A 21044-nucleotide genomic window follows, 5' to 3' on the forward strand; every position below is an offset into this window, starting at 1 on the left:
GTGAGGGAGGAGACAGGCCCAAGGAGTGGGCAGAGCGCGTTCTGCGGGAAACACACTGATGGCAGGCTCCCGGGCGGGAATCCACCATCGAGGCGGCCGGGTAGTCTGGCCTCGATGACCACTTGGTCGACGCAGTAGACCCAAGGAAGCCAGGAGGCACGACGGAAGGCCCGCCGCTTCGGACCAACCGCATCCACTTCCCCAGGAGCAGTCGTGACCGCACCCCGTGCCCGAGCAGTGGTCGTCCTCGGCTGCTCCGCTCTCGTGGCACTGGGCCTGAGCGCCTGCGAGCACCCACCGCCCGCCAGACCCCAGAAGCCGGCGTCGGCCACCTCCGCCGCGAACGCGGGCGGCCTGCGCGCACTGATCGCCGCAGCGAAACGGGAGGGCAGGCTCACCGCGATGGCCCTGCCGCGTGACTGGGCCAACTACGGCGGCCTGATCGACGGCTTCGAGAAGAAGTACGGGATCAAGGTCACGGTCGAGAACCCGCACGGCCACAGCGAGGACGAGATCGACGCCGTGCGGAAGAGGGGGAACGGGCCGACAGCCCCCGACGTGATCGACGTGGGCGACACGTTCGCGCGCAGCGCGGCGCAGCAGGACCTGCTCGCGCCGTACAAGGTCGCCGCTTACGACTCGATCCCCGACAACCAGAAGGACTCCAAAGCCCGCTGGGCCAACAACTACGGGGGCTACATCTCCATCGGCTGCGACGCCGACCGGGTCAGCATCTGTCCGGAGACCTTCGCCGATCTGCTGAAGCCCGCCTACAAGGGCAAGGTCGCGCTCGAAGGCGACCCGCCCCGGTCTGCCACCGCCTTCGACAGCGTCTACGCCGCCGCGCTGGCGAACAACGGGTCGTTCGACAACATCCAGCCCGGCCTGGACTTCTTCGCCGAGCTCAAGAGGATCGGCAACTTCAACCCGCTCAACTCCACCACGGCGACGGTCGAGGACGGACGGACCCCCATCAGCATCAACTGGGACTACATCAACCTCCACTACGCCGACCAGCTCCGCCACAAGGGCGTCAACTGGCAGGTCGCGATCCCCTTCGACGGCAGCTTCGCCCAGTACTTCGCGTTGGCCGTCAACAAGCACGCCCCGCACCCGGCGGCCGCCCGCCTGTGGCAGGAGTACCTCTTCAGCCCCGAGGGCCAGAACCTCCGGCTGCGCGGTTACGCCCGCCCGGTGCTCATGGAGGCCATGAGGCAGGACGGCACCCTCGACAAGGCCGCCGCCGCACGACTGCCGTCGGTCGAGGGGACGCCGCAGTTCCCCACGGACACGCAACTGGAGCGGGCGAGGAAGACGGTCGACGCGGGCTGGGCCAAGGCCATGTCCGGCTAGCCGACCCGCCGATCCCTCCCGATCGGGTCGCCTGCAGGTGGTGTACCGCCCACCACGGAGCCGGCGTGTGGGGATGTCACTCCCGCCTGCCGTGAGCCGTCGCGCGCCTCACAGTTGGATGGGCAGGTGTCGGGGGCCGCGGAGCATGGCGTTCTGGCGGTAGGGGGGCGGGTCCTGGACGAGTTGTGCGGTGCCGAGGTGGGGGAGCAGCGCGCGGAGTGCGGCCTGGGCTTCGAGGCGGGCCAGGGGTGCCCCAAAGCACAGGTGGATGCCGCTGCCGAAGCCGAAGTGCTGGTTGTCGGGGCGGGTGGGGTCGAACCGGTCGGGCTCGTGGAACCGCTTGGGGTCGCGGTTGCCCGAGGCCAGTACCAGGATGAGGGACGTGCCTTGGCGGATCCGAGTTCCGGCGATGTCGATGTCGGCGTGTGGGATTCGCTCACGCATGTGGACCGGGGGTTCATAACGCAGAAGTTCCTCCACCGCTCGGGGGAGCAGCTCGGGTTCGCGGCGCAGGAGGTCGAGCTGGTCGGGTCGGCGCAACAGGGTGAGCACGCCGTTGGTGATGAGGTTCACCGTGGTCTCGTGTCCGGCGATCAACAGGAGTACGGCTGTCATCGCGAGGTCTTCCCGGGAGAGCCGCATCGCCGGGTCGGGCTCGTTGACGAAGGCGGACAGCATGTCGTCGCTCGGCTTGCCACGGCGCTGTTCGGCGAGGTTCACCAGGTAACCGCCCATCTCCATCCGCGCCTGCTCACCGGCCTTGTCGGTCTCGGCGGTGTCCACCTCGGTGCTGACGTCGGCGGCTGCGACGATCGCGTCGGACCAGGCCCGGAACAGCGGCTCGTCCTCGTGCGGCACGCCGAGCAGGCGGCAGATGACCGTGACGGGCAGGGGGTAGGCGAAGTCGTCGACGACGTCGATCTGCCGGCCCGCCTCGAAGGAGACGATCAGGTCCTTGGTGATCCGGTCGATCTCACCGCGCATGCCGTCGACCCGGCCAGGGCTGTGCGGGGGGCCGAAGGGGCGCATGGCCCGGGTGCGCAGTCTGTGGTGCTCGGGGTCATCGAGCCGCAGGAAGGGCAGTCCGTGCGTCACCTCGCCGCGGGTGCGGGGGTCGGCACTCATCCGTGGGTCGTGCAGCAGAGCGGCGATCAGGTGGTAGCCGCCGACCAGACAGCTGCCGTCTGCCTGCCACACCACGGGACCGGCCTCGCGGAGCTCCGCGTACAGCGGGTAGGGGTTGGGGCGGCTGGCGTAGTCGGTGATCCGTGCCAGCAAGGTCTCGGAGTCCATGGCGGTTCCTCGTCGTTGAACGGGACGTGGGTCACACCACCGCCAGCCGGCGGTCGGGCAGATGACCGGTGAGCGCGACGGTCGGACCGTGGGACAGCACCGACGGATCGGGCACTTCGGAGGGGATGGGGACGTCGGCCGCGATCGCCCGGTCGGCCGCGCCGGGCGGGGGCGGGAAGGGGGCCGCCGTCTCGATCAGATGCCGGTAGTAGTCGAGCGACTTGGCCATGTCGACGGTGACGGCGGCGGTGACCCGGCCCCTGTAGCCGTAGACCATCGCCAGCCGGCGCGCCTCCAAAGAGCCCTGGGCGATGACGATGTGGTCGGAGTACGTGGGCACGCCCACCGACTTGATGTTGAGTCCGAACTGGGTCGACCAGAACACCGGGACGGACAGGTGCGGGCGCTGGAGCGGTCCCGGGTTGACCATGTTGTGCGCGGCCACCTCGGCCTGCTCGACCGCGTTGCCCCAGTGCTCAAGGGAGAGCATCTGGTAGCCGAAGAGCGGGTGGGGGAAGCGGGAGACATCGCCGGCCACGAAGACGTCGTCGGTGACGATCCCGTACATGGTGAACGCGCGGCACCCGGCGTCGCAGGCGATGCCGCGCGGGCCCGCCGCCAGCCCGGACTCCGCCAGCCACTCGACGTTGCGCACCGCGCCCAGCGCCACGACGCACACGTCGGCCTCGACGCGGCTGCCGTCGGACAGCTCCGCGCCGGAGAAGGCGCCGTTTCCGTCGAGCGCGGTGACCGTCACCCCGGTGCGCAGGTCCACGCCGTGGTTGCGCTGCATGACGGCCGCGAGCTTCGACAGCGTGACGCCGAGCGCGCCCACCAGGGGCGCCGGGCCGCGCTCGGCGACCGTGACCTGCAGCCCCAGTTCCCGGCACGCGGAGGCGATCTCCGAGCCGGTGAAACCGGCGCCGATCACCAGGACCCGCTCCGGCCCGGCCGCCAGCCGCTCGCTCAGCCCCGCCGCGTCCTCGCTCGTGCGCAGGGTGAACACCCCGTCCAGCGCGGCCTCCTCCGGGTTGGGCCAGGGACGTGCCCGGGTGCCGGTGGCGATCAGCAGCCGGTCGTACGGCAGCGAGTCGCCGTCGGCCAGCAGCACCCGCTTCTCCAGCAGGTCCACCCCGGTGGCACGCACACCCAGCCGCCACTCGGCGTCCGGGTCCCGGCGCATCGGCAGCTCGGTGGTCTCCGCCGTCGCCTGTCCGAGCAGTACCTGCTTGGACAGCGGCGGACGGTCGTAGGGCGCGTGGGGTTCGTCCCCGACCACGGTCAGTGAGCCGGTGAAGCCCTCGTCGCGCAGGGCCTCCGCGGCCCTGAGCCCGGCCAGCGACGCGCCGACGATGACGATACGGCCGTTCTTGAGGTCACCGGGCACCGACGCTCACCTCTTCCCCCAGGAGGATCGCCTGCACCGGACACGCGGCCGCGGCCTGGCGCACGCGCTCGACCTGGTTCTCGGGCACGCCCGTGGCGTACAGCAGCCCCTCCTCGCCGTGCAGCTCGAACACCTCCGGCGCGTGGAACACGCACTGTGCGTAGCCCTGGCACCGTGTGAGGTCGACAACGGTCCGCATCGTCACCACTTCCTCCGTGGTCACACCCCCCTCACCTCCAGCATGGGCGGAGAGCCGAGGGCTCGCACGGTGACAGCCCGAGGGGTGCCGCCGGCCCTCCTCGGCACACAGGCCGCCGGACGGGGTTGCTCTCCGCCGGCGGGGCCGGTTGCCCTCCGGGCGAGGCCGGCCCCTGCAGTGGAAGCGTGTCCCGCGGGCCGGGCTCGGCCCTCACCGGCTGAAGCGACGCCGTCCGGAAGTGACGAGCCTCACCCCGGCACGGCCACCGGTGGCCGGCCCGGCTTGCGGCCTGCCGACGGCCAGCCGCATCTCCTGGTTCGGCCGTGCCTTCGCGCTGGCCACCGGGGGTCTGGCAGCAGTGCGGGAGAACGCGGAGGGCCTCGTTCGGCAGAGCCATGTGTCAGGCCGGCGACGGCGACGTCGGGAGGGCGATACACGTCCAACGCATGGCCGTAACCCTTCTTGTCTAAGGTGGCCGCCGTCTGCACAGGCAACGTACAGGAAGACTGCCGAGCAACGGGGAAGGCGTATTCCGTATGGACGGCCGCTCCACTGCCAGCACACGACGTCGTATCGAGATCCCGCAGAGCCCGTCCGGCGCTCTCGGCGCACAACGGCTGTGGCTGGAGCAGGATCCGGGGGCCGGGAGAGGACAAGGGGACGCGGGAACGGCGGAGTTCAGGGACGGTGACCCGCCCGGCGTCCTGCCCACCCCGCGGACGGCACGGCTCGTGCTGCGGCTCAGCCTGTTCGCGCATCTGCTGATCACCACCCTGAACATGCTGCGAGACCTGCGCGGCGTGCCCGTCGAACTGTGCGGATTCCTCGACCTGTTCGCGGTGTTCCTCGTGCAACTGGCCCACAGCACTCCGGGAGCACAGCGGGCTTCCGTCTGGCGCAAGGGGCTGTCGCTGGGCGCTCAGGCGGTTCTGACCTATGTGCCGCTCCTCACCTGGCACGCCGAATGGGGTGCCATGGCCGGTTTCCTCAGCGGGTCCGTGCTGCTGCTCCTGCCTCCGGTGCTCTCGTGGGCCGTCTTCGCGGCGATCGGCGTGAGCATGGTGGTGTATCCGCTGACGACAGGTCTGGGACCGGTCTCGGCCGCGTACCTGGGCGGTTCGACCGTGCTGACGGGACTGGTGGTGTACGGGCTGTCGTGGCTCGCGCAGCTGGTCGTCAGGGTCCATGCCGCGCGCGAGCAGCTGGCGAATTTCGAGGTGGCGAACGAACGCATGCGCTTCGCCCATGACCTGCACGATCTGCTCGGATACAGCCTGTGCGCCATCACGGTGAAGGGAGAACTCATCCGCCGGATCATGCAGGGCGACCCCGAGCGGGCGTCGGAGGAGGTCTCCTCGATCGTCACGATCTCGCGGCAGTCGATCGCCGACGTGCGGGCCGTGGCACGGGGATACCCGAAGATGCGGCTCGGGCACGAGGCCGACGCGGTGGCGTCCCTGCTCGCCGCGGCCGATGTGAAGGTCACGGTCGACATCCAGCTGGGCGAGCTGCCGGATGTGACGGACACGACGCTGGCCACGGTCCTGCGCGAAGGCGTGACCAACATGCTGCGGCACAGCGACGCCCGCCAGTGCGTCATCCACGGAGCGGAGCGTGACGGCGTGGTCGAGATGTGCGTGGCGAACGACGGGGTGGAGCCCGGCAGGCACGGGACCGGCCACGACGGCACAGGCGGGCTGGGGAGCCTGGTCCAGCGAGTCAGTGCCGTGGGCGGCACGCTCACCGCCGGCGTCCACAACGGTTCCTGGTTCTGCCTGCGGGTGGTCGTGCCACGAGCGGCGCGCCTCCCTGGCCGTACGGCGCGCCCCGGCTGGGACGGCGGCCCGCGCACCGGACCCCGGATGGCGTCGTGAGCGGGATCCCGCCGTCGGCGTGCCCGCGAAGACCCTCCAGCCCGGTTCCACCGGACCTCCAGCCCACCGGACGAATCTGAAGCCGAACGAGACCCGATCCGTTTCGCGCGCTCCGCGAAGCACATTTCGGTGGTTCAGCTGAGGGCCCGACCGACAGTGGCGGTGAGAGGGAATGGCGGTAGACACGAATCGTTTCAGGGAATTCTTCGGATCGTTTCCGACGGCGGTTGCGATCGTCACAGCTTTGGACGAGAGAAATGAGCCGCGCGGATTCACCTGCAACGCGCTGACGGCGGTGTCGGCGGAACCGCCGCTGCTGTCGGTCTGTGTGGACAGGCGGTCCCAGACGCTGCCGGCGCTCGCGCATTCGGGAGCGTTTGTGGTGCATGTGCTCGCCGAGGGCGCGCAGGAGGCCTCGGAGCTGTTCGCGGGGAAGTCCGAGCGCAAGTTCGCCGGACGGGGCTGGAAGCCGTCGTCCGTGGCACAGGGCGCCCCGGTGCTGGCGGACATCGCGCTGGCGTACGCCGAGTGCAGCGTGGTGCAGCGGGTCGAGGCGGGCGACCACTGGATCTACATCGCACGGGTGGACGGCGCGGCGGTCTTCCCGCGCCGGCCTCTGCTGTATCACCAGCGGCACTACAGGGTCTGGTCGCCGGCCGGGCAGCTCACCACCCTCGCCCGCTGAGCGGCGCCCGGGGACGGCCGACGGGCCGGCCGTCTCCGGCGACTTCCCGCCTGACGTGCGCGCCCCGCCCGCGGTCCCCGGTGCCGCTGCCGCCGGCCGTCTCCTCAGGCCCGGCACACCGGCAGCCCGCCGTGGTGCTCGATCATCTCCCCGAAGAGCGCCCCGATGTCCATCGGGGCCCCGGGCGGCAGACCCCGCTCCTCCGCGTACGCGCGATGGAGGTTGGGCACCAGCCGTTCGGAGTCGAGCAGTGCGGCGTACTCGCCCAGATCGGCCTCCCCGGCCACCTCGAGCGGAGTGAGCCCGGCCGCGATGCCCTCCCGTGCCAGCCGTCGCACCCAGAGCAGATAGTCCTCGGCGACGTCGAGCACCTCGGGCCCGGCCACCGGCCCGTGACCGGTCACCAGGACCTGCGCGTCGAACTGCCGCAGCCGGGCGATCCCGGCGAGCGAGCCGGCCAGTGAGCCCATCGGGAAGAACGGGGTGACACCGGACATGACGAGGTCCCCGGTGAAGAGCACCCGCTGCCCCGGCAGCCAGACCACCGTGTCGTTCGTCGTGTGGGCGGGGCCCACGTGCAGCAACTGCGCCTCGATGTCACCGATGTGCACGGTGAGCGCCTCCCGGTAGGTGACGGAGGGCGGTTCGAGGGTCACCCCGCCCCAGTGGACGTCCGGCCACAGCGTGGTCAGGTGCAGTCCGGCCGCCGCCATCTCGGTCCGGCACAGCTCGTGCCCGACGACGACCGCCTCCGGGGTGAAGACGAAGTTCCCGAAGGCGTGATCGCCGTGGAAATGGGTGTTGACCACGACGCGCGGGGCATGCGGCGTCACCGCCGTCACGGCGTCCCGCAGCAGGAGCGCGCGGGCCTGCGTGGCGGCCGTGTCCACCAGCGCGGTGCTGCCGTCCGCGACGATGATCCCGGCGTTGTTCAGGCACCAGCCGCCGTCCGGCTGGACATGGGCGAAGACCCCGTCCGCGACCTCCTCCGTCCGGGGCGGTGCGATGGGTCCGTACGCGGTATTCGTCCTGCTCACCAGGCCTCCCGACGCTGTCGTCCGGCCGCGGACCGGCCGCGGCGCCGGACTCACCGTGCAGATCCCCGGTCGAGGCCGGGTCGAGAGGGACCGGAACAGGGGTCTTCGAAGGCAGATCCGACGCCTTGTCCGATATCGGGAACGGACGTCTGGCAGGGCACTGATTTGTTACCGTTCGACTGCACCCAAGTCCAGCCAACTGGCTTGATCCTGAAGGGACTTGAGGGACAGCATCACGGGGGGAAGCTTGATCAGGATTTTGCTTGCCGAGGACATGCGCATGCTGCGCGATGCGCTGGAGGCCTTACTCGGTCTCGAGAGCGACCTCGATGTGGTCGCCACGGTCGAGCGGGGCGACCTGATCGTGCCCGCGGCGGTACAACACCGCGTGGACGTGGCGGTCATCGACGTCAATCTGCCGGGCCAGGACGGACTGTCCGCGGTCGAGGAGCTGCGCAGGCGACTGCCGAGTTGCCGGCCTCTGATCCTCACCGGCATGGGTCACGCGGGCCTGCTGCGCAGGGCGCTCGCGCTGCAGGTGCCCGGTTTCCTCCTCAAGGAGGCACCGCCCGAGGAACTCGCCGAGGCGATCCGGCGCGTCGCGGACGGCCAGCGCGTGATCGACCCGCAGCTGGCACTGTCGGCCTGGGACGCCAGGGGCCGCCCGCTCACCGAGCGCGAACGGGAGGTGCTGAGCGTCGCCGCGGAGGGCGCGGACGTGCCGGAGATCGCTTCCCGGCTGCACCTCTCGGCCGGCACGGTCCGCAATTATCTGACCTCCGCAGTGACCAAGATGAGCGCGCGCAATCGCGTGGACGCCATTCGCATAGCACGGGAATCGGGCTGGATTCTGTAACCCGCGAGTGAGGTGCGTCACGTGGATTCTTCACGTCGGTTCTGGTGACGCATGCACTGGGCTCCATCGGCCTGCGAGTGAAAGTCTCTTGCTCAGTGAATTCGGGCCCCTGGGGGAGCCTCCTCAGGGGCGCAACCGAGCAGGGGGATTCAGAGTGGAGATCAAGGTTCTCGGACCGCTGGAAGTCCTGGAGAACGGCATATCGGTGGCACCCAGCGCATGCAAGCCGCGCCAGGTGCTCGCACTGCTCGCTCTGCGCGCCGGCCGTGTGGTGCCGGTGCCCACGCTCATGGAGGAGATCTGGGGCGAACGCATCCCGCAGAGCGCCGTCACCACACTGCAGACGTACATCCTGCAGTTGCGCCGCAAACTGTCCGCCGCGCATGAACGCACCGGTGGCGACCGCTCCAGCAAGGAGATACTCGCCACCAGCTACGGCGGATACCGGCTGACATCCGACGGCGCCGGCTCCGACGTCGTCGAGTTCGAACAGCTCGCGGCCCGCGGTACGACCGCACTGGAGAGCGGCGACGCCCGGGCGGCCTCGACCCTGCTGGCCAGGGCCCTCGGGCTGTGGCGTGGTCCGGCGCTGGTCGACGTCCAGGCCGGGCACGTGCTCGGCCTGGAGGTGCAGGGCCTGGAGGAGGCGCGCATGCAGGTGCTGAGCCAGCGCATGGAGGCGGACCTCAGGCTCGGCCGCCATGCCGTGCTCCTGCGCGAGCTGCGGGTACTCGTCGCCCAGCATCCGCTGCACGAGACCTTGTGCGGGCAGTTCATGCTCGCCCTGTACCGGTCGGGCAGCGCCTGGCGCGCCCTGGAGGCCTACCAGCGCCTGCGCCGGACGCTCACCGAGGAACTGGGCATCGAGCCGTCCCGGCAGCTGCAGCGGCTGCACCAGGCGATGCTGACGGGCGATCCGGCGCTCACCCCGGAACCGGCGCCCCTCGTGCAGAGCTTCGTGATGAGCCGCTGATCAGCCGGTGCGCTTCTCGGCGGTGCGGGAGACGGCCACGGCGAGGACGGCGTGCCGTGGCAGCGCGAGCGTGCCGAACCACCAGCCCTCGGCCGTGGCCGGAGTGCCGTCGGCGTGTCGCAGCGTCGGCGGGCGGCTCTCCCGCGCCGCCACCGGCGCGAAGCCGAAGTCCCGGAACGGCAGCCGCAGTCCGAGGCCCATGGCCTTGCTGTACGCCTCCTTCAGCGTCCACAGCCGGACCAGTGCGGCACGGCGCTCCTCGTCCGGCAGCCGTGCCAGCGCGGTGCGTTCGTGCGCGGTGCAGCACTCCCGCGCCAGCGCGTCGGTACGGACGGTGCGGGTGCCGAGTTCCACGTCCACTCCGACGGGTCCCACTCGGCTGATGCCGGCGACGAGCAGATCGCCGGTGTGGCCGAGACTGACGGACAGCCGCTCCACACCCCGCAGATAGGGGCGCCCGCTCGGCGTCCGGGCCACCTCCAGCACGTCCTGATCCATTCCCGTCGCCACCGCGACCGCACGCCTGAGCAGCGTCCTCGCCGCGGAGGAGCGTCCCGCCGCGCGCTCCGACAGCCCACGGTGACCTGGTGCCTCGGTCCTGGGCGTCCGCTCCGGGACCGGCCCGGCCGCCGGGTCCGGCTGCCAGTCGGCCAGGTGTCCCCAGACCACGGCCCAGCCGGTGGTCTCCAGGGACTCCCGGAGGCCTGCCCAGCCCGTGCCGCGGGTCACGGCCACGGCCGGCATGCGCTCGTTCACAGGGGTGTCCCGTGCGGGTCGAATCCCCGGCGCTGGGCGCAGCGCACCAGCACCTCCATCGTTGCGGGCCGGGCGGCATCCGGAGCCGTCGCCGGTACCGGAGCCGCACCGAGCCGTGCCGAGGTCCGCAGCAGGACACCGGTCGGCCAGGCCGGGTCGGCGGCGAACGCCGACGGCGTCCGCGCACGGGCCGCCAGCCACACCTCCGCGCACACCGCCGCCGCCACGAGCAGTGCGCGGCGCTCGGCGACAGTCCCCTGCGGTGTCCGCCGGACGGCCACCGCGGGACGGGACCGTCCGAACCCTTCGGCGTCGATCGAGGCGAGTTCGTCCAGGAACACCCCGGCAGCCGACCGCAGCCAGGCCGTGCCCGGTTCTCCGCCCGTGGCCGAACGCAGCGCGGCGAGAGCGGCACCGAGGCGGTCCGCGTCCAGCCGGCCGGGCCCGACGGCAAGCGGCGCCCGCGCCAACTCGTCTTCCATTGCGTGCAGTTGCTCACGTCCGACGGCTGTGCGCGCGCCCGAGCCGGCGGGCACATGGGGTCCGAAGTAGAGGCCCAGTTCCTCCGCGGCCTCTCGCAGCAGCCGAGGCACCAGGTAGGCCGCGGCCGCCGTGGACCGCGGGGCGGCCAGCAGGCAGTGACAGCACAACACATCGAGGAAGACACCGCCCAGCGTGCGGCACGCGGAGCGGCTGCCGAGCGGCCGGACTCCGGTCCGCCCCACCGCCGCGCTCGCCACCGCACAGCGCAGCGCGGTCTCGAGCCTGCCGAGGGCCGCGGACAGCTGCCGTACCCGGGTGGCCTGCGCCGGAGCATCCGGCCGTACGAGAAGAAGGTCCGGCCGCATCAGAACATCTGGTCGTGCGTCACCAGCCGGGACCGGGTGAGCACCTGGTCGCCGACGACCTCCAGCACGTCGTGTACGACACAGCTCGGGGCGATCTCCGGCTTGCCGCCGGGGCGGACGGTGACCACCAGCGCGTAGACGGTGGAGCGGACGGAGCCGTCCTCCTGCGGTTCCAGGGCGATGTGGTTGAACCAGTGCCGGCGCCGCACCGGATCGTTCTCGAAGCGCTTGTGGAACTCCACCAGCTCGCGGACGATGCCGGGCCGGGTCCTCGCGGGCTCCGCGTCCGGGGAGTGCTGGAAGGTGCCGTCCTCGGTGAAGGTCGCCGCGTAGTCCTCGAAGCGGAGGCCGTCCAGCGCCTGCATCTGGTGGGCGTAGAAGTGCTGCACCTGCGCGTACAGGTCGGTCAGGGTGCGGGCGGTCACGGTCGTGGTCATGGCTTCCTCCGGCGCGGGCGATGGACAGCCGGGGCCCGGTGCTCGCCCCGTGGCACGGGCACAGTGGACGAGCCCGCTCGAGAAAGACTCGACCTGCGGATCCTCCGGCCGGCGGCGCGGTCCAGCGGCGTTCCACCGAGGCTCGAGAGGAGACCGGAAGTCTCGGCGCTGCCGTCGCGCGACAGGCCAGGTTCGGTGAGGGAGGAAGCATGGCGGAGGCAGTCAAGCCGGTGGCGCTGGTCACCGGTGCCACGAGCGGGATCGGTCTCGAGGTGGCCAGGCGGCTGGCCGGGCTCGGTGCCCGGGTCTTTCTGTGCGCCCGCCGCGGCGAGGAACTGGCGGCCACCGTGAAGTCCCTGCAGGGCGAGGGGCTCGACGTCGACGGCAGCGCCTGCGACGTGTCGGAGCCGGAGCAGATCCGCGCCTACGTCCGGGCCGCGGTGGACCGCTTCGGCCCGGTGGACATCCTGGTCAACAACGCCGGCCGCAGCGGCGGCGGAGCGACCGCGGAGATCGCCGACGACCTCTGGTTCGACGTGATCAACACCAATCTGAACAGCGTGTTCCTGATGACGAAGGAAGTCCTCAACACCGGCGGAATGCTGGCCAAGGACCGGGGGAGGATCATCAACATCGCCTCCACCGGAGGCAAGCAGGGCGTGGTGCACGCCGCGCCCTATTCGGCGTCCAAGCACGGAGTGGTCGGTTTCACCAAGGCCCTCGGCCTGGAGCTCGCCCGGACCGGGATCACCGTCAACGCGGTGTGCCCGGGCTTCGTCGAGACCCCCATGGCCGAACGGGTGCGCGAGCACTACGCGGGGATCTGGGGCGTCACCGAGCAGGAGGCGCACGACCGCATCACCACACGCGTGCCGCTGGGCCGGTACGTGGAGACCCGCGAGGTCGCGGCCATGGTCGAGTACCTGGCCGGCGACGACGCCGCGGCCGTCACCGCACAGGCCCTGAACGTGTGCGGCGGTCTGGGCAACTACTGAGACCGCCGGGCGGCGCGACCGCGCCGGTCACATCACCGGCCGGGGCCCGCGCCGGCCACGGCACCGGCCTCGCCGGCCGGCTCCGACTCCCGTGTTCCGACGCTCAGTTCTGGAGGCAGGCATCATGACCACGCAGCACGAGGCGACGCCGTCCGCCCCACCCGGGCTGCTGTTCCACGACGACTTCCGCGAGGGCCTGCTCCACGCCGGCCCCGAGGCGCGCTGGCAGCTGCGGGCGGTGGAGGACATGCCTGAGGGCGACGGGCTGATCAGCACCTCCGACGAAGGGCTCGTGGTGCTCCCCACCGGGCGCAACGAAACCACCGGGGAGCCCGCCTTCGCACGGCCCGAGGATCCCGGGGCGACCACCGAGTTCCTGCGCTGGGCCGCGTTCGTGGAGCGCACCACGCAGGACGGCGGATTCGGATTCGCCACCCGGCCCGGCGAAGTCCTCACCGGCACCACGGAGTTCGCGGTCCGCACCTACGGCACCGCCGCCCACCCCCTCGGCGCCACCGTCACCGACCACGACGCCGACATGCGGCTCGGCGCGGGCGCCCTGATCTGCATCGACCGCGAGACCGGCATGGTGTTCGACTTCGTGCTCACCAACACCGCCGTGCTCGCCCTCTACGAACGCCTGCCGAGGCCCGACGCCGAGCACGCCACGTTCTCGTACGCCGTCCCCGTCGGCATCCGGGAGCCGGACCGGTTCCACACCTGCTCGGTGGAGCTGGACGCCGATGCGGGAGTGGTGCGCTGGATCCTCGACGGCGAAGAGGTGCTCACCGTCGACAAGATCGGTCACAAGGTGCTCGACGCCTCCCGGCTGATCTGGCAGAGCGAGGGCGAGGAGCGCACCGCCACCCCCCGCCGGCTCAACTTCGGCCTCTCCACCTTCACCGGCAAGGTCTGGGGCCAGGGAGTCCGACTCGCCGCACGCCGGCTGACCATCGCCTCGGTGCCCGGCCCGCGCACAAGCGACTGACAGGAGAGATCGACGATCATGCGGTTGCACACCTACATCCCCAGCGAGACCCCGGGACAGGACGCCGTCGAGGCGGCGGACGTCGCGGTGCACGCCGAACGCCTGGGCTACCACGGCGTCTGGCTCCCGGACCATCCCCTGCCCTACTACGAGTACCGGGACTTCTACGGCGGTGTCTGGGAACCGCTGGTCATGCTCGCGAACATCGCCGCCCGCACCACCACCGTGCGGCTCGGCAGCGGCGTCCTGGTCGCGGCGATGCGCAATCCCTTCGCGGTGGCCAAGCAGGCCGCGACGATCGACCGGCTCTCCCACGGACGGCTGGACCTGGGCATCGGCGTCGGCATCGTGCTCAAGGAGTTCCAGAACATGGGCGCCGACTTCCACACCCGCGGCGCACGCACCGACGAGATCATCCGGCTGATACGCCACCTGTTCAAGGAAGGCCGGGGCCCCTTCGACGGGACGCACTACCCGCTGGGCGAGGAAGCGGTGTTCGCCCCGCAGCCGGTCCAGCCGGAGGTGCCCATCTGGATCGGCGGCCGCACCGAGGCCGCCTGGAAGCGCGCCGCGCGCACCGGCGACGCCTGGCTGTGCGCGATGACCGAGCCGGACGTCTTCGCCGCCAACCTCACCCGGATGCGCGAGCTGACCGACCGCAAGGTCGCGGCGGGCGCCCGGATCCAGTTCACCGCCGCCGAGGCGTCCTTCGAGCGGGCCGTCGAGGAGATCGAGGCGTGGCAGGCCGCCGGCACGGACGACCTGGTTGTCTGGTTCGGCGCCCCCGACGGCTATGTGGACCGGATGACGATGTTCGCGGAGGCCCTGGCCAAGACGCAGGACGCCTGACCACACCGTGGACCGGGCACGCCCGGCCCCCACAACGGAGGTGCACATGACCGACAAGCCCGTCGCCCTCGTCACCGGGTCCTCCTCCGGCATCGGTGAGGCCGTGGTCCGCCGGCTGTCCGCCGCCGGGATGCGCGTGGCCGTCAACTCCGCCCGGTCGGCCGAGGCGGGGCGGAAGCTCGCGGAGTCCCTGCCCGACGCGCTGTACGTGCAGGCCGACATCTCCGAGGAGCCCGACGCCCGGCGGCTGGTCGCGACAGCGGTGGAGCACTTCGGCCGGCTGGACGTCCTGGTGAACAACGCGGGCACCACCCGCCGTATCCCGCACGCCGACCTGACCGCCGTCACGCCGGAGATCTGGCGGGAGATCCTCGACGTCAATCTGATCGGCACCTGGCAGACCACCGTGGCAGCCGTACCCCACCTGACGGAGACGGCGGGCACGGTGGTCAACATCTCCTCGATCGCGGGCAGCAGGCCCGCCGGCAGTTCGATCCCCTACGCCGTGAGCAAGGCGGCGATCGAGCATCTGACACGCCTGCTGGCCGGCGTGCTCGGTCCCCGCGTCCGGGTGAACGCGGTGGCTCCCGGGCTCATCGAGACGCCCTGGACCAGGGACTTCACCGACATCGCCGAGCATGTACGGCAGACCACCCCGCTGCGCCGCGTGGGACTTCCCGAGGACGTCGCCGAGGCGGTGCTGGCCATGGCCGGCGCCGCCTACACCACCGGAACGGTGCAGCTGGTGGACGGCGGAGCCCACCTGATCTGACGGCCCGCGGGCCGTGCCACCGGCCGCGGGGACACCTCCCGCGGCCGGTTCGCCCTCTCGCACAGGGACGTTGCCCTCCCCAGGTCCAAGGAGACACCGACATGAAGCTGGGAGCGAATCTCGTGTACCAGGGCGCGGGCGAGCTGGCCCGCGCCGCGGAACACCTCGGGTACGACGTGGCACTCGCGCCCGAGGGCTACCGCTCGGACGCCGCCAGTGTGCTGGGACTGATCGCGGGGCGGACCGAGCGGATCGGGCTGGCCTCCGGTGTCATGCAGATCCCCGCCCGGCCGCCGGGCCTGGCCGCGCTGACCGCGGCCACGCTGGACGCGCTCAGCGGCGGACGGTTCCGGCTCGGCCTCGGAGTGTCCAACCCCGATGTCTCCGACGGCTGGTACGGCGCCCGGTTCGACCAGCCCCTCGCCCGCACCCGGGAGTACGTGGAGATCGTCCGCAGGGCGATGGCCGGAGGCCCGGTGGAGTACCAGGGCCGCCACTTCCGGCTCCCCGCCTCCGGGCCGGGCGGCGGGGCACCGCTCCACGTCCTCACCGAGTCGCCCCGCCCGCGCATCCCCGTCTACCTGGCCGCGGTCGGTCCGAAGAACCTGCGGCTGGCCGGCGAGATCGCGGACGGCTGGATCGGCGTGTTCACCTCACCGGAGGCGGTGGCCAAGTCGGTCACCGAGATCCGCGCCGGACGCGAGCGGGCGGGCGCGGACATGGCGGGCTTCGACGTCCTGCCGAGCCTGCCGACGGCCGTGGCCGACGACGTGGCCACGGCCGCGGACGCCCTGCGTTCCCACTACGTCTACATGCTCGGCATCGGCGATCCCGACCGGAACATCTACTGCGCGATGGCCCGGCAGATGGGCTTCGAGCGGGAGGTGACACAGCTGCGCGAGCGCCAGGCCGCCGGAGACCGGGCCGGCGCGGGCGCCGCCGTGCCGCTGGAGTTCATCGACCGGACGGCGCTGCTCGGCCCCGTGGCCCGGCTGGCCGAGCGGATGGTGGCCTATCAGGAGGCCGGAGTGACCACCCTCGGCATCATGGTCTCGGCCGCGGCCACCTCGCTCGACGGCCGGCTGCGCCTGCTCCGGCAGGCGGCCGAGGCGTGGGAGCGCTCGGGCGTGGGGGAGTAGGACCCGCTCGCAGCGGCGGGTGCCGGCCGCACGGTGCGGCCGGCACCCGCCGTCGTGTCCCGGTGCGCGTCGGAGCGCGAGACGGGTCAGGCGGACGGACCCTCCGGGACGGTGCGCTTCTGCATGCCCGGGAGTTCCGGATCGATGCCCCAGCTCAGGATGCGGCGCGGGTACACCCTGATGAGTTCCTGGCTGAAGTGCGCATGGGTGGGCGTGTGCCCGGAGATGGCCTCGGCCCGGCCGCGGATCTCGATGCCGCGTACCGTCCACGGGCGGGCGGAGACCAGGTCGTCGATGACGAAGGCCACCTGCGGATTGCCGAGGATGTTCTTGAACTTGCGGCTCTCCGCGAGATTGCGGCCGCCGATGTCGAAGGTTCCCAGCTCGGTGTTGTACCTGAACGAGACGGGGTTGTTCTGCGGTGCGCCCTTGCTGTCGACCGTCGACAGACGGCCCAGGTACTGGCTGTTCACATAGGCCAGTTCGGCCTCGGTCAGCGACACGACGATGGCTTCCCTTCCTCTGCTCTTCTCCGGTCCTGCTGCGGTGGTGCGCCGGCGCCGTCAGCGGCCGGCCGGTGCGTCGGCGTTGCCGGCCGCGGAGGCCAGCGTGGCACGGCTGTTGCGGCCGAGGGCGTCGCGGACATGGGTGCGGGCCTCGGCGAGGGTGGTGCCCGCACCCAGCACCTCCTCGACGGCCGCGGGGTTCAGCACGACCGTGTGCCGTGCCGTGACCGAGCTGCCGTCCGGCCCGTCCGCGAACGTCCACAGGCCACTGTGCCCCAGCAACAGCTCCGGTGTCCGCCGTTGCTTGTACGCGATCCACTGCCCGCTCTCGCAGATGCGCACCGAGCTGGTGGTGTGCGCGGCGCCGTCCGAGGTCACCGTGTCCATCTCCAGCTCCTGGAAGCCCGGTTCGGCCTCGGTGAGCCGTACCCGGGACACGTGCGGGAGCCGGTCGGCCCAGCGGTCCGCCCGGTACACGAAGTCGTAGGCGGCCTCGGCGCCGGTGGTGAGCCGCACGGTGTCGGTGAAGGAGAAGACGACGTCGCCCACCGGGTGCCCGAACTCCGCCGTACGGGCGAGCGCCCGGAGCTCCTCGGGACTGTTGCGGTCCAGTGCGTCGGTGATCCACCGCACCGTCTCCGCCGCGTCGTCGACCGCGGTGAAGTCGTGCCGGAGCACGATCTCGGTACGGTCGCCGGGCAACGAGCGGAACAGCCACTCGCCGCCCATGGAGGCGATCGGCGGCCGGCCGTGCTCCTGCCGGAAGGTGATGCGCAGCCCGTCGGGGTCGAAGGTACGGCGCGACACCCAGCTGGTGACCCGCCCGCCCACGAGAGCCCAGATCCGGAACCGCTCCGCACGCTCCTCGCGCTCCAGGTGGTGCACGTGCACACTGGGGCCGAAGACGGCCGGCCAGCACGTCACATCGGCGACCAGTTCGTAGAGGACGCGCGGGGGAGCCGCGACGACGACGGTGTGCTCGGTGCTGTGCTGCCTGCCCTCTGTCATGGTGGGTCTCCTCGGCTGGTCCATGCGGGAAGTGGACCGGTGCCGCCGTCCCGGGACGGCGGCACCGGTGGATCTGCGGGGCCGGGACGGGATCAGGCCGCGGCCGTGATCCCCTCGTTCACCAGGGCGAGCAGCGCCCGGGGCGTCTCCACCTCGGTGATCTCGTCGTCGGGGATGCTGACGCCGAACTCCTGGTTGATCCGGGCCGCGGTCTCCATCAGGGCCAGCGAGTCGTAGCCCAGGTCCTCGAAGGACGCGTCGAGCACGTCCCCCTCAGGGGCGGCGAGTCCCTCCTCGGAGCCGGCGCACTCGACGAGGATGCGCCGCAGGTCGTCAAGGTTCATGGTGGTCATGAGATCTCTCCTGGTGTTCGGGTGACCGGTTGTCAGGCGTGCGGGATGCCATCCGCGCCGAGCGGCCGGATCGTCGTACCGCTCAGGACCGGGGGACGGCGCGGACGACCAGGGCCGCGTTGAAGCCGCGGTGGCCGCGCGCGAGCACCAGCGCGGTGCGCAGGGGCCGTTCACGCGGTGCGTCGAGGACCAGGTCCAGTCCGTACTCCTCCGGGACGTCCGAGGTGTTGCCGGTCGGCGGGACGACACCGTCGCGGAGGGACAGCAGGGCCGTCGCCACGTCCAGCGGGCCGCCGCCCGCGTGGAGCCGGCCGGTCAGCGACTTGGGCGCGGTGACCGGGACGCCGCCCGGACCGAAGAGCTCGCGGATCGCCGCGGCCTCGGCCCGGTCCAGCTCGGCGCTGCCCGCCGCGTCCGCGAAGACCACGTCCACGTCGCCCGGCGCGACCGCGGCATCGGCCAGGGCCGCCTGCGCCGCCCTGCGCAGCCCCGGCGGACGGCCGGAGCCGGGCCGGGGGTCGAAGGTCGCGGCGTAGCCGGCGATCTCGCCGTACACGTCGGCGCCCGTGACGCCCCGCTCGCGCGCCGAGTCCGCGTCCTCCACCACGAGCAGGGCACCGCCCTCTCCCGGAACGTGGCCGCAGGCGCGGGAGTCGAAGGGCAGGTACGCGCGGTCCGGGTCCGGCACGGTGCTCACCCGTCCGCCGGCCAGCTGGGAGACGTACCCCCAGGGGTCGAAGGCGGAGTCGACACCGCCGCTGACCACGAGCCGGGTGCCGCGCCGGACGGTTCGGCGGGCATGGCCGAGCGCGTCGAGACCGCCCGCCTGCTCCCCGACCAGGGCGGCGCTCGGCCCGCGCATGCCGTTGCGGATGGAGATCTGGCCCGTGTTCACCGCGTAGAACCAGGCGAACGACTCGTAGACGCTCACGAACTCCGGCCCCTGGCTCCAGAGTTTGCGGAACTCGTGGTGGGTGAAGTCGAAACCGCCCATGGCGTTGGACGTGATCACGCCCATGTCGTAGTCGGGCAGGGCCTCGGGGCCGACACCCGCGTCCTCGAGGGCCCAGTCGGCAGCCACCAGGGCGAGGCGCGTGGAGATGTCGGTCTGGGGCAGGAGCCGGGCCGGCAGATGCTCCTCGGCCCGGAAACCGGTGATCTGCCCGGCGAGCCGTGCCGGACAGCGCGACGTGTCGAACCGGGTGAGTTCGCTGATCCCGTTGCGACCGTCGAGCACGGCCTTCCAGTACTCCTGCGTCCCGAGGCCGTTGGGTGCCGTGACCCCGATCCCGGTGACCACCGCCGTGGCGCTCATGCGCGGGCTCCTTCCGGACGCCGGAGCACCATGGCGCTCTGGAACCCGCCGAAACCGCTGCCCACCGTCAGCACGGTGTCCACCCGCTGCTCGCGCGCGGTCAGCGGGACGTAGTCCAGATCGCACTCCGGGTCGGGCTGGTGCAGGTTGGCCGTGGGCGGGATGACTCCGTGCTCGATGGCCAGGGCGCAGGCCGCGATCTCGATGGAGCCGATGGCCCCGAGCGAGTGACCCACCATGGACTTGATGGAGCTGACCGGCACGTCGTACGCGTGCCGGCCGAGGCTCCGTTTGAACGCCGCGGTCTCGTGGCGGTCGTTCTGCTTGGTGCCCGAGCCGTGCGCGTTGATGTAGTCCACCGCGGTGGGGTCCAGGCGGGACTCGTCCAGTGCCGTCCGGATGGCCTCGGCCAGCTCGCGGCCGTCCTTCTTCAGCCCCGTCATGTGGTACGCGTTGCAGCGGGTCGCGTACCCGGTCACCTCCGCGTAGATCCGGGCGCCGCGGGCCCGCGCCGCCTCGTACTCCTCCAGCACGAACATCGCGGCGCCCTCGGCCAGTACGAACCCGTTGCGGGAGCCGTCGAACGGCCGGGAGGCGTGCTCGGGATCGTCGTTGCGGGTGGTGGTCGCCTTGATGGCGTCGAAGCAGGCCACCACGATCGGTGAGATGGGCGTGTCCGTGGCACCGGCGACCATGACGTCGGCGGAACCCTCACGGATCAGCTGGACGGCGTGACCGACCGCGTCCAGCCCCGAGGTGCAGCCGTCGGAGACCATGGTCACCGGCCCCTCCGCGCCCACCTCCCAGGCCACCTCGGCGGGCATCATGCCGGGGCTCAGGTAGTCGAACATGTGGGACGAGAGATAGGCCGGGTCCACCAGCCACTCCCGGCCGGCGTCGGACATCACCAGATACTCGTTCTCCAGGCTGGTCGCGCATGCCACCGCGCTGCCGAGGGCGACACCGACCCGCTGCGGATCGCCCGCCTGCGTCTCCAGCCCGCTGTCCGTCACGGCCTCCCGGGTACAGGCGACGGCGAACTGGGTGGCGCGGTCCATCCGGCGGATCTGCCGGGGGCTCAGCCCTTCCGCCGCGGCGTCGAACGCCACCTGGCCGGCGACCTGGGAGCGGAAGGGGCCGGGGTCGAAGAAGTCGATCCGCCGAGTGGCCGTACGGCCCGCGGTCAGCAGATCCCAGAACTCCTTCGTTCCGGCCCCACCGGGCGCACGTACACCGATACCTGTGATCACGACGCGCCGGGTCACCGCACACCTCCGGCACGACGGGGTTCATTCGAGCAGACCATCGCAGTGCGTTCCTTTCGCCTGTGCCCGACGGGGTCCTCCACCGTCGGTGGTAGGGCAACGCCGCCCGCGTCGAGCAGCCTGTGCCGTGCGGCTCGAGCCCGGCTCGAAACCGGG

Annotated in this window: 22 protein-coding genes; 10 read left to right on the plus strand and 12 right to left on the minus strand. The window is 71.6% G+C overall.

Going from position 1 to position 21044, the window contains the following annotated elements:
* The first annotated feature begins 213 nt into the window (after window positions 1-213).
* The gene (locus SRB17_RS23405) at window positions 214-1353 is read left to right on the plus strand and encodes an ABC transporter substrate-binding protein (RefSeq protein WP_323376138.1); all 1140 of its coding nucleotides are present in this window, start codon (window positions 214-216) and stop codon (window positions 1351-1353) included.
* 108 nt (window positions 1354-1461) lie between these two features.
* On the opposite strand, the gene SRB17_RS23410 is transcribed toward SRB17_RS23405, so the two are convergent.
* From SRB17_RS23410 to SRB17_RS23420, 3 genes are read right to left on the minus strand one after another with little or no spacing between them, the layout of a single operon-like run.
* Window positions 1462-2646: a cytochrome P450 gene (locus tag SRB17_RS23410; RefSeq protein WP_153541873.1), complete on the minus strand. Its 1185-nt coding sequence runs from the start codon at window positions 2644-2646 to the stop codon at window positions 1462-1464.
* A 31-nt stretch (window positions 2647-2677) separates the two neighbouring features.
* Window positions 2678-4033 (minus strand): NAD(P)/FAD-dependent oxidoreductase, encoded by a 1356-nt coding sequence (locus SRB17_RS23415; RefSeq protein WP_323376139.1) that lies wholly within the window; start codon window positions 4031-4033, stop codon window positions 2678-2680.
* The gene (locus SRB17_RS23420; protein ID WP_153542390.1) at window positions 4023-4232 is read right to left on the minus strand and encodes a ferredoxin; all 210 of its coding nucleotides are present in this window, start codon (window positions 4230-4232) and stop codon (window positions 4023-4025) included. The genes SRB17_RS23415 and SRB17_RS23420 overlap by 11 nt, the downstream gene beginning before the upstream one ends.
* Before the next feature lie 536 nt (window positions 4233-4768).
* On the opposite strand from SRB17_RS23420, the gene SRB17_RS23425 reads away from it, so the two are divergent.
* Both SRB17_RS23425 and SRB17_RS23430 read left to right on the plus strand, forming a co-directional pair.
* Entirely contained in the window at window positions 4769-6106 is a 1338-nt protein-coding gene (locus SRB17_RS23425) for a sensor histidine kinase (protein ID WP_153541875.1), read from the plus strand.
* 172 nt (window positions 6107-6278) lie between these two features.
* Window positions 6279-6791 (plus strand): flavin reductase family protein, encoded by a 513-nt coding sequence (locus SRB17_RS23430; RefSeq protein ID WP_153541877.1) that lies wholly within the window; start codon window positions 6279-6281, stop codon window positions 6789-6791.
* A gap of 104 nt (window positions 6792-6895) precedes the next feature.
* Here the strand turns inward: SRB17_RS23430 and SRB17_RS23435 are convergent, their stop codons facing one another.
* Entirely contained in the window at window positions 6896-7828 is a 933-nt protein-coding gene (locus SRB17_RS23435) for an MBL fold metallo-hydrolase (RefSeq protein WP_323376140.1), read from the minus strand.
* Between the two features lie 247 nt (window positions 7829-8075).
* On the opposite strand from SRB17_RS23435, the gene SRB17_RS23440 reads away from it, so the two are divergent.
* Both SRB17_RS23440 and SRB17_RS23445 read left to right on the plus strand, forming a co-directional pair.
* Window positions 8076-8684 carry a response regulator transcription factor gene (locus SRB17_RS23440; protein ID WP_153541879.1) on the plus strand — a complete coding sequence of 203 codons (609 nt, stop codon included), beginning with the start codon at window positions 8076-8078 and terminating at the stop codon, window positions 8682-8684.
* Window positions 8685-8838: 154 nt separating this feature from the next.
* On the plus strand, window positions 8839-9657 hold the full coding sequence (locus SRB17_RS23445) for an AfsR/SARP family transcriptional regulator (protein WP_323376141.1): 819 nt from the start codon (window positions 8839-8841) through the stop codon (window positions 9655-9657).
* Here SRB17_RS23445 and SRB17_RS23450 read toward each other — a convergent pair whose 3' ends face one another.
* The 3 genes from SRB17_RS23450 to SRB17_RS23460 are packed head-to-tail and all read right to left on the minus strand — an operon-like array spanning window position 9658 to window position 11698.
* The gene (locus SRB17_RS23450) at window positions 9658-10413 is read right to left on the minus strand and encodes a 4'-phosphopantetheinyl transferase family protein (RefSeq protein ID WP_153541881.1); all 756 of its coding nucleotides are present in this window, start codon (window positions 10411-10413) and stop codon (window positions 9658-9660) included.
* Entirely contained in the window at window positions 10410-11261 is an 852-nt protein-coding gene (locus SRB17_RS23455) for a hypothetical protein (protein ID WP_153541883.1), read from the minus strand. Before SRB17_RS23455 ends, SRB17_RS23450 begins: the two co-directional genes overlap by 4 nt.
* On the minus strand, window positions 11261-11698 hold the full coding sequence (locus SRB17_RS23460) for a nuclear transport factor 2 family protein (RefSeq protein WP_153541885.1): 438 nt from the start codon (window positions 11696-11698) through the stop codon (window positions 11261-11263). Before SRB17_RS23460 ends, SRB17_RS23455 begins: the two co-directional genes overlap by 1 nt.
* Before the next feature lie 209 nt (window positions 11699-11907).
* On the opposite strand from SRB17_RS23460, the gene SRB17_RS23465 reads away from it, so the two are divergent.
* The 5 genes from SRB17_RS23465 (at window position 11908) to SRB17_RS23485 (ending at window position 16441) form a co-directional block, all read left to right on the plus strand.
* Window positions 11908-12693, plus strand: a complete 786-nt coding sequence (locus tag SRB17_RS23465) for a 3-oxoacyl-ACP reductase (RefSeq protein ID WP_153541887.1) — start codon at window positions 11908-11910, stop codon at window positions 12691-12693.
* A 124-nt stretch (window positions 12694-12817) separates the two neighbouring features.
* Window positions 12818-13681 (plus strand): DUF6081 family protein, encoded by an 864-nt coding sequence (locus SRB17_RS23470; RefSeq protein ID WP_153541889.1) that lies wholly within the window; start codon window positions 12818-12820, stop codon window positions 13679-13681.
* An 18-nt stretch (window positions 13682-13699) separates the two neighbouring features.
* Window positions 13700-14530: a TIGR03619 family F420-dependent LLM class oxidoreductase gene (locus SRB17_RS23475; protein WP_153541891.1), complete on the plus strand. Its 831-nt coding sequence runs from the start codon at window positions 13700-13702 to the stop codon at window positions 14528-14530.
* Between the two features lie 46 nt (window positions 14531-14576).
* Window positions 14577-15302, plus strand: a complete 726-nt coding sequence (locus tag SRB17_RS23480; RefSeq protein WP_153541893.1) for an SDR family NAD(P)-dependent oxidoreductase — start codon at window positions 14577-14579, stop codon at window positions 15300-15302.
* A gap of 101 nt (window positions 15303-15403) precedes the next feature.
* The gene (locus tag SRB17_RS23485; RefSeq protein ID WP_153541895.1) at window positions 15404-16441 is read left to right on the plus strand and encodes an LLM class flavin-dependent oxidoreductase; all 1038 of its coding nucleotides are present in this window, start codon (window positions 15404-15406) and stop codon (window positions 16439-16441) included.
* An 86-nt stretch (window positions 16442-16527) separates the two neighbouring features.
* Here SRB17_RS23485 and SRB17_RS23490 read toward each other — a convergent pair whose 3' ends face one another.
* The 5 genes from SRB17_RS23490 to SRB17_RS23510 all read right to left on the minus strand — a co-directional run bounded on the left by SRB17_RS23490 (window position 16528) and on the right by SRB17_RS23510 (window position 20888).
* Window positions 16528-16944 (minus strand): PPOX class F420-dependent oxidoreductase, encoded by a 417-nt coding sequence (locus tag SRB17_RS23490; protein ID WP_323376142.1) that lies wholly within the window; start codon window positions 16942-16944, stop codon window positions 16528-16530.
* Between the two features lie 60 nt (window positions 16945-17004).
* Window positions 17005-17955, minus strand: a complete 951-nt coding sequence (locus SRB17_RS23495; RefSeq protein ID WP_153541897.1) for an aromatase/cyclase — start codon at window positions 17953-17955, stop codon at window positions 17005-17007.
* A 92-nt stretch (window positions 17956-18047) separates the two neighbouring features.
* On the minus strand, window positions 18048-18308 hold the full coding sequence (locus tag SRB17_RS23500; protein ID WP_194294107.1) for an acyl carrier protein: 261 nt from the start codon (window positions 18306-18308) through the stop codon (window positions 18048-18050).
* A gap of 82 nt (window positions 18309-18390) precedes the next feature.
* Window positions 18391-19623: a ketosynthase chain-length factor gene (locus SRB17_RS23505; protein WP_153541899.1), complete on the minus strand. Its 1233-nt coding sequence runs from the start codon at window positions 19621-19623 to the stop codon at window positions 18391-18393.
* Window positions 19620-20888 (minus strand): beta-ketoacyl-[acyl-carrier-protein] synthase family protein, encoded by a 1269-nt coding sequence (locus tag SRB17_RS23510; protein ID WP_323376143.1) that lies wholly within the window; start codon window positions 20886-20888, stop codon window positions 19620-19622. The genes SRB17_RS23505 and SRB17_RS23510 overlap by 4 nt, the downstream gene beginning before the upstream one ends.
* Window positions 20889-21044: the final 156 nt, after the last annotated feature.

Source organism: Streptomyces sp. RB17, from assembly GCF_009604455.1.
Taxonomy (GTDB): domain Bacteria; phylum Actinomycetota; class Actinomycetes; order Streptomycetales; family Streptomycetaceae; genus Streptomyces.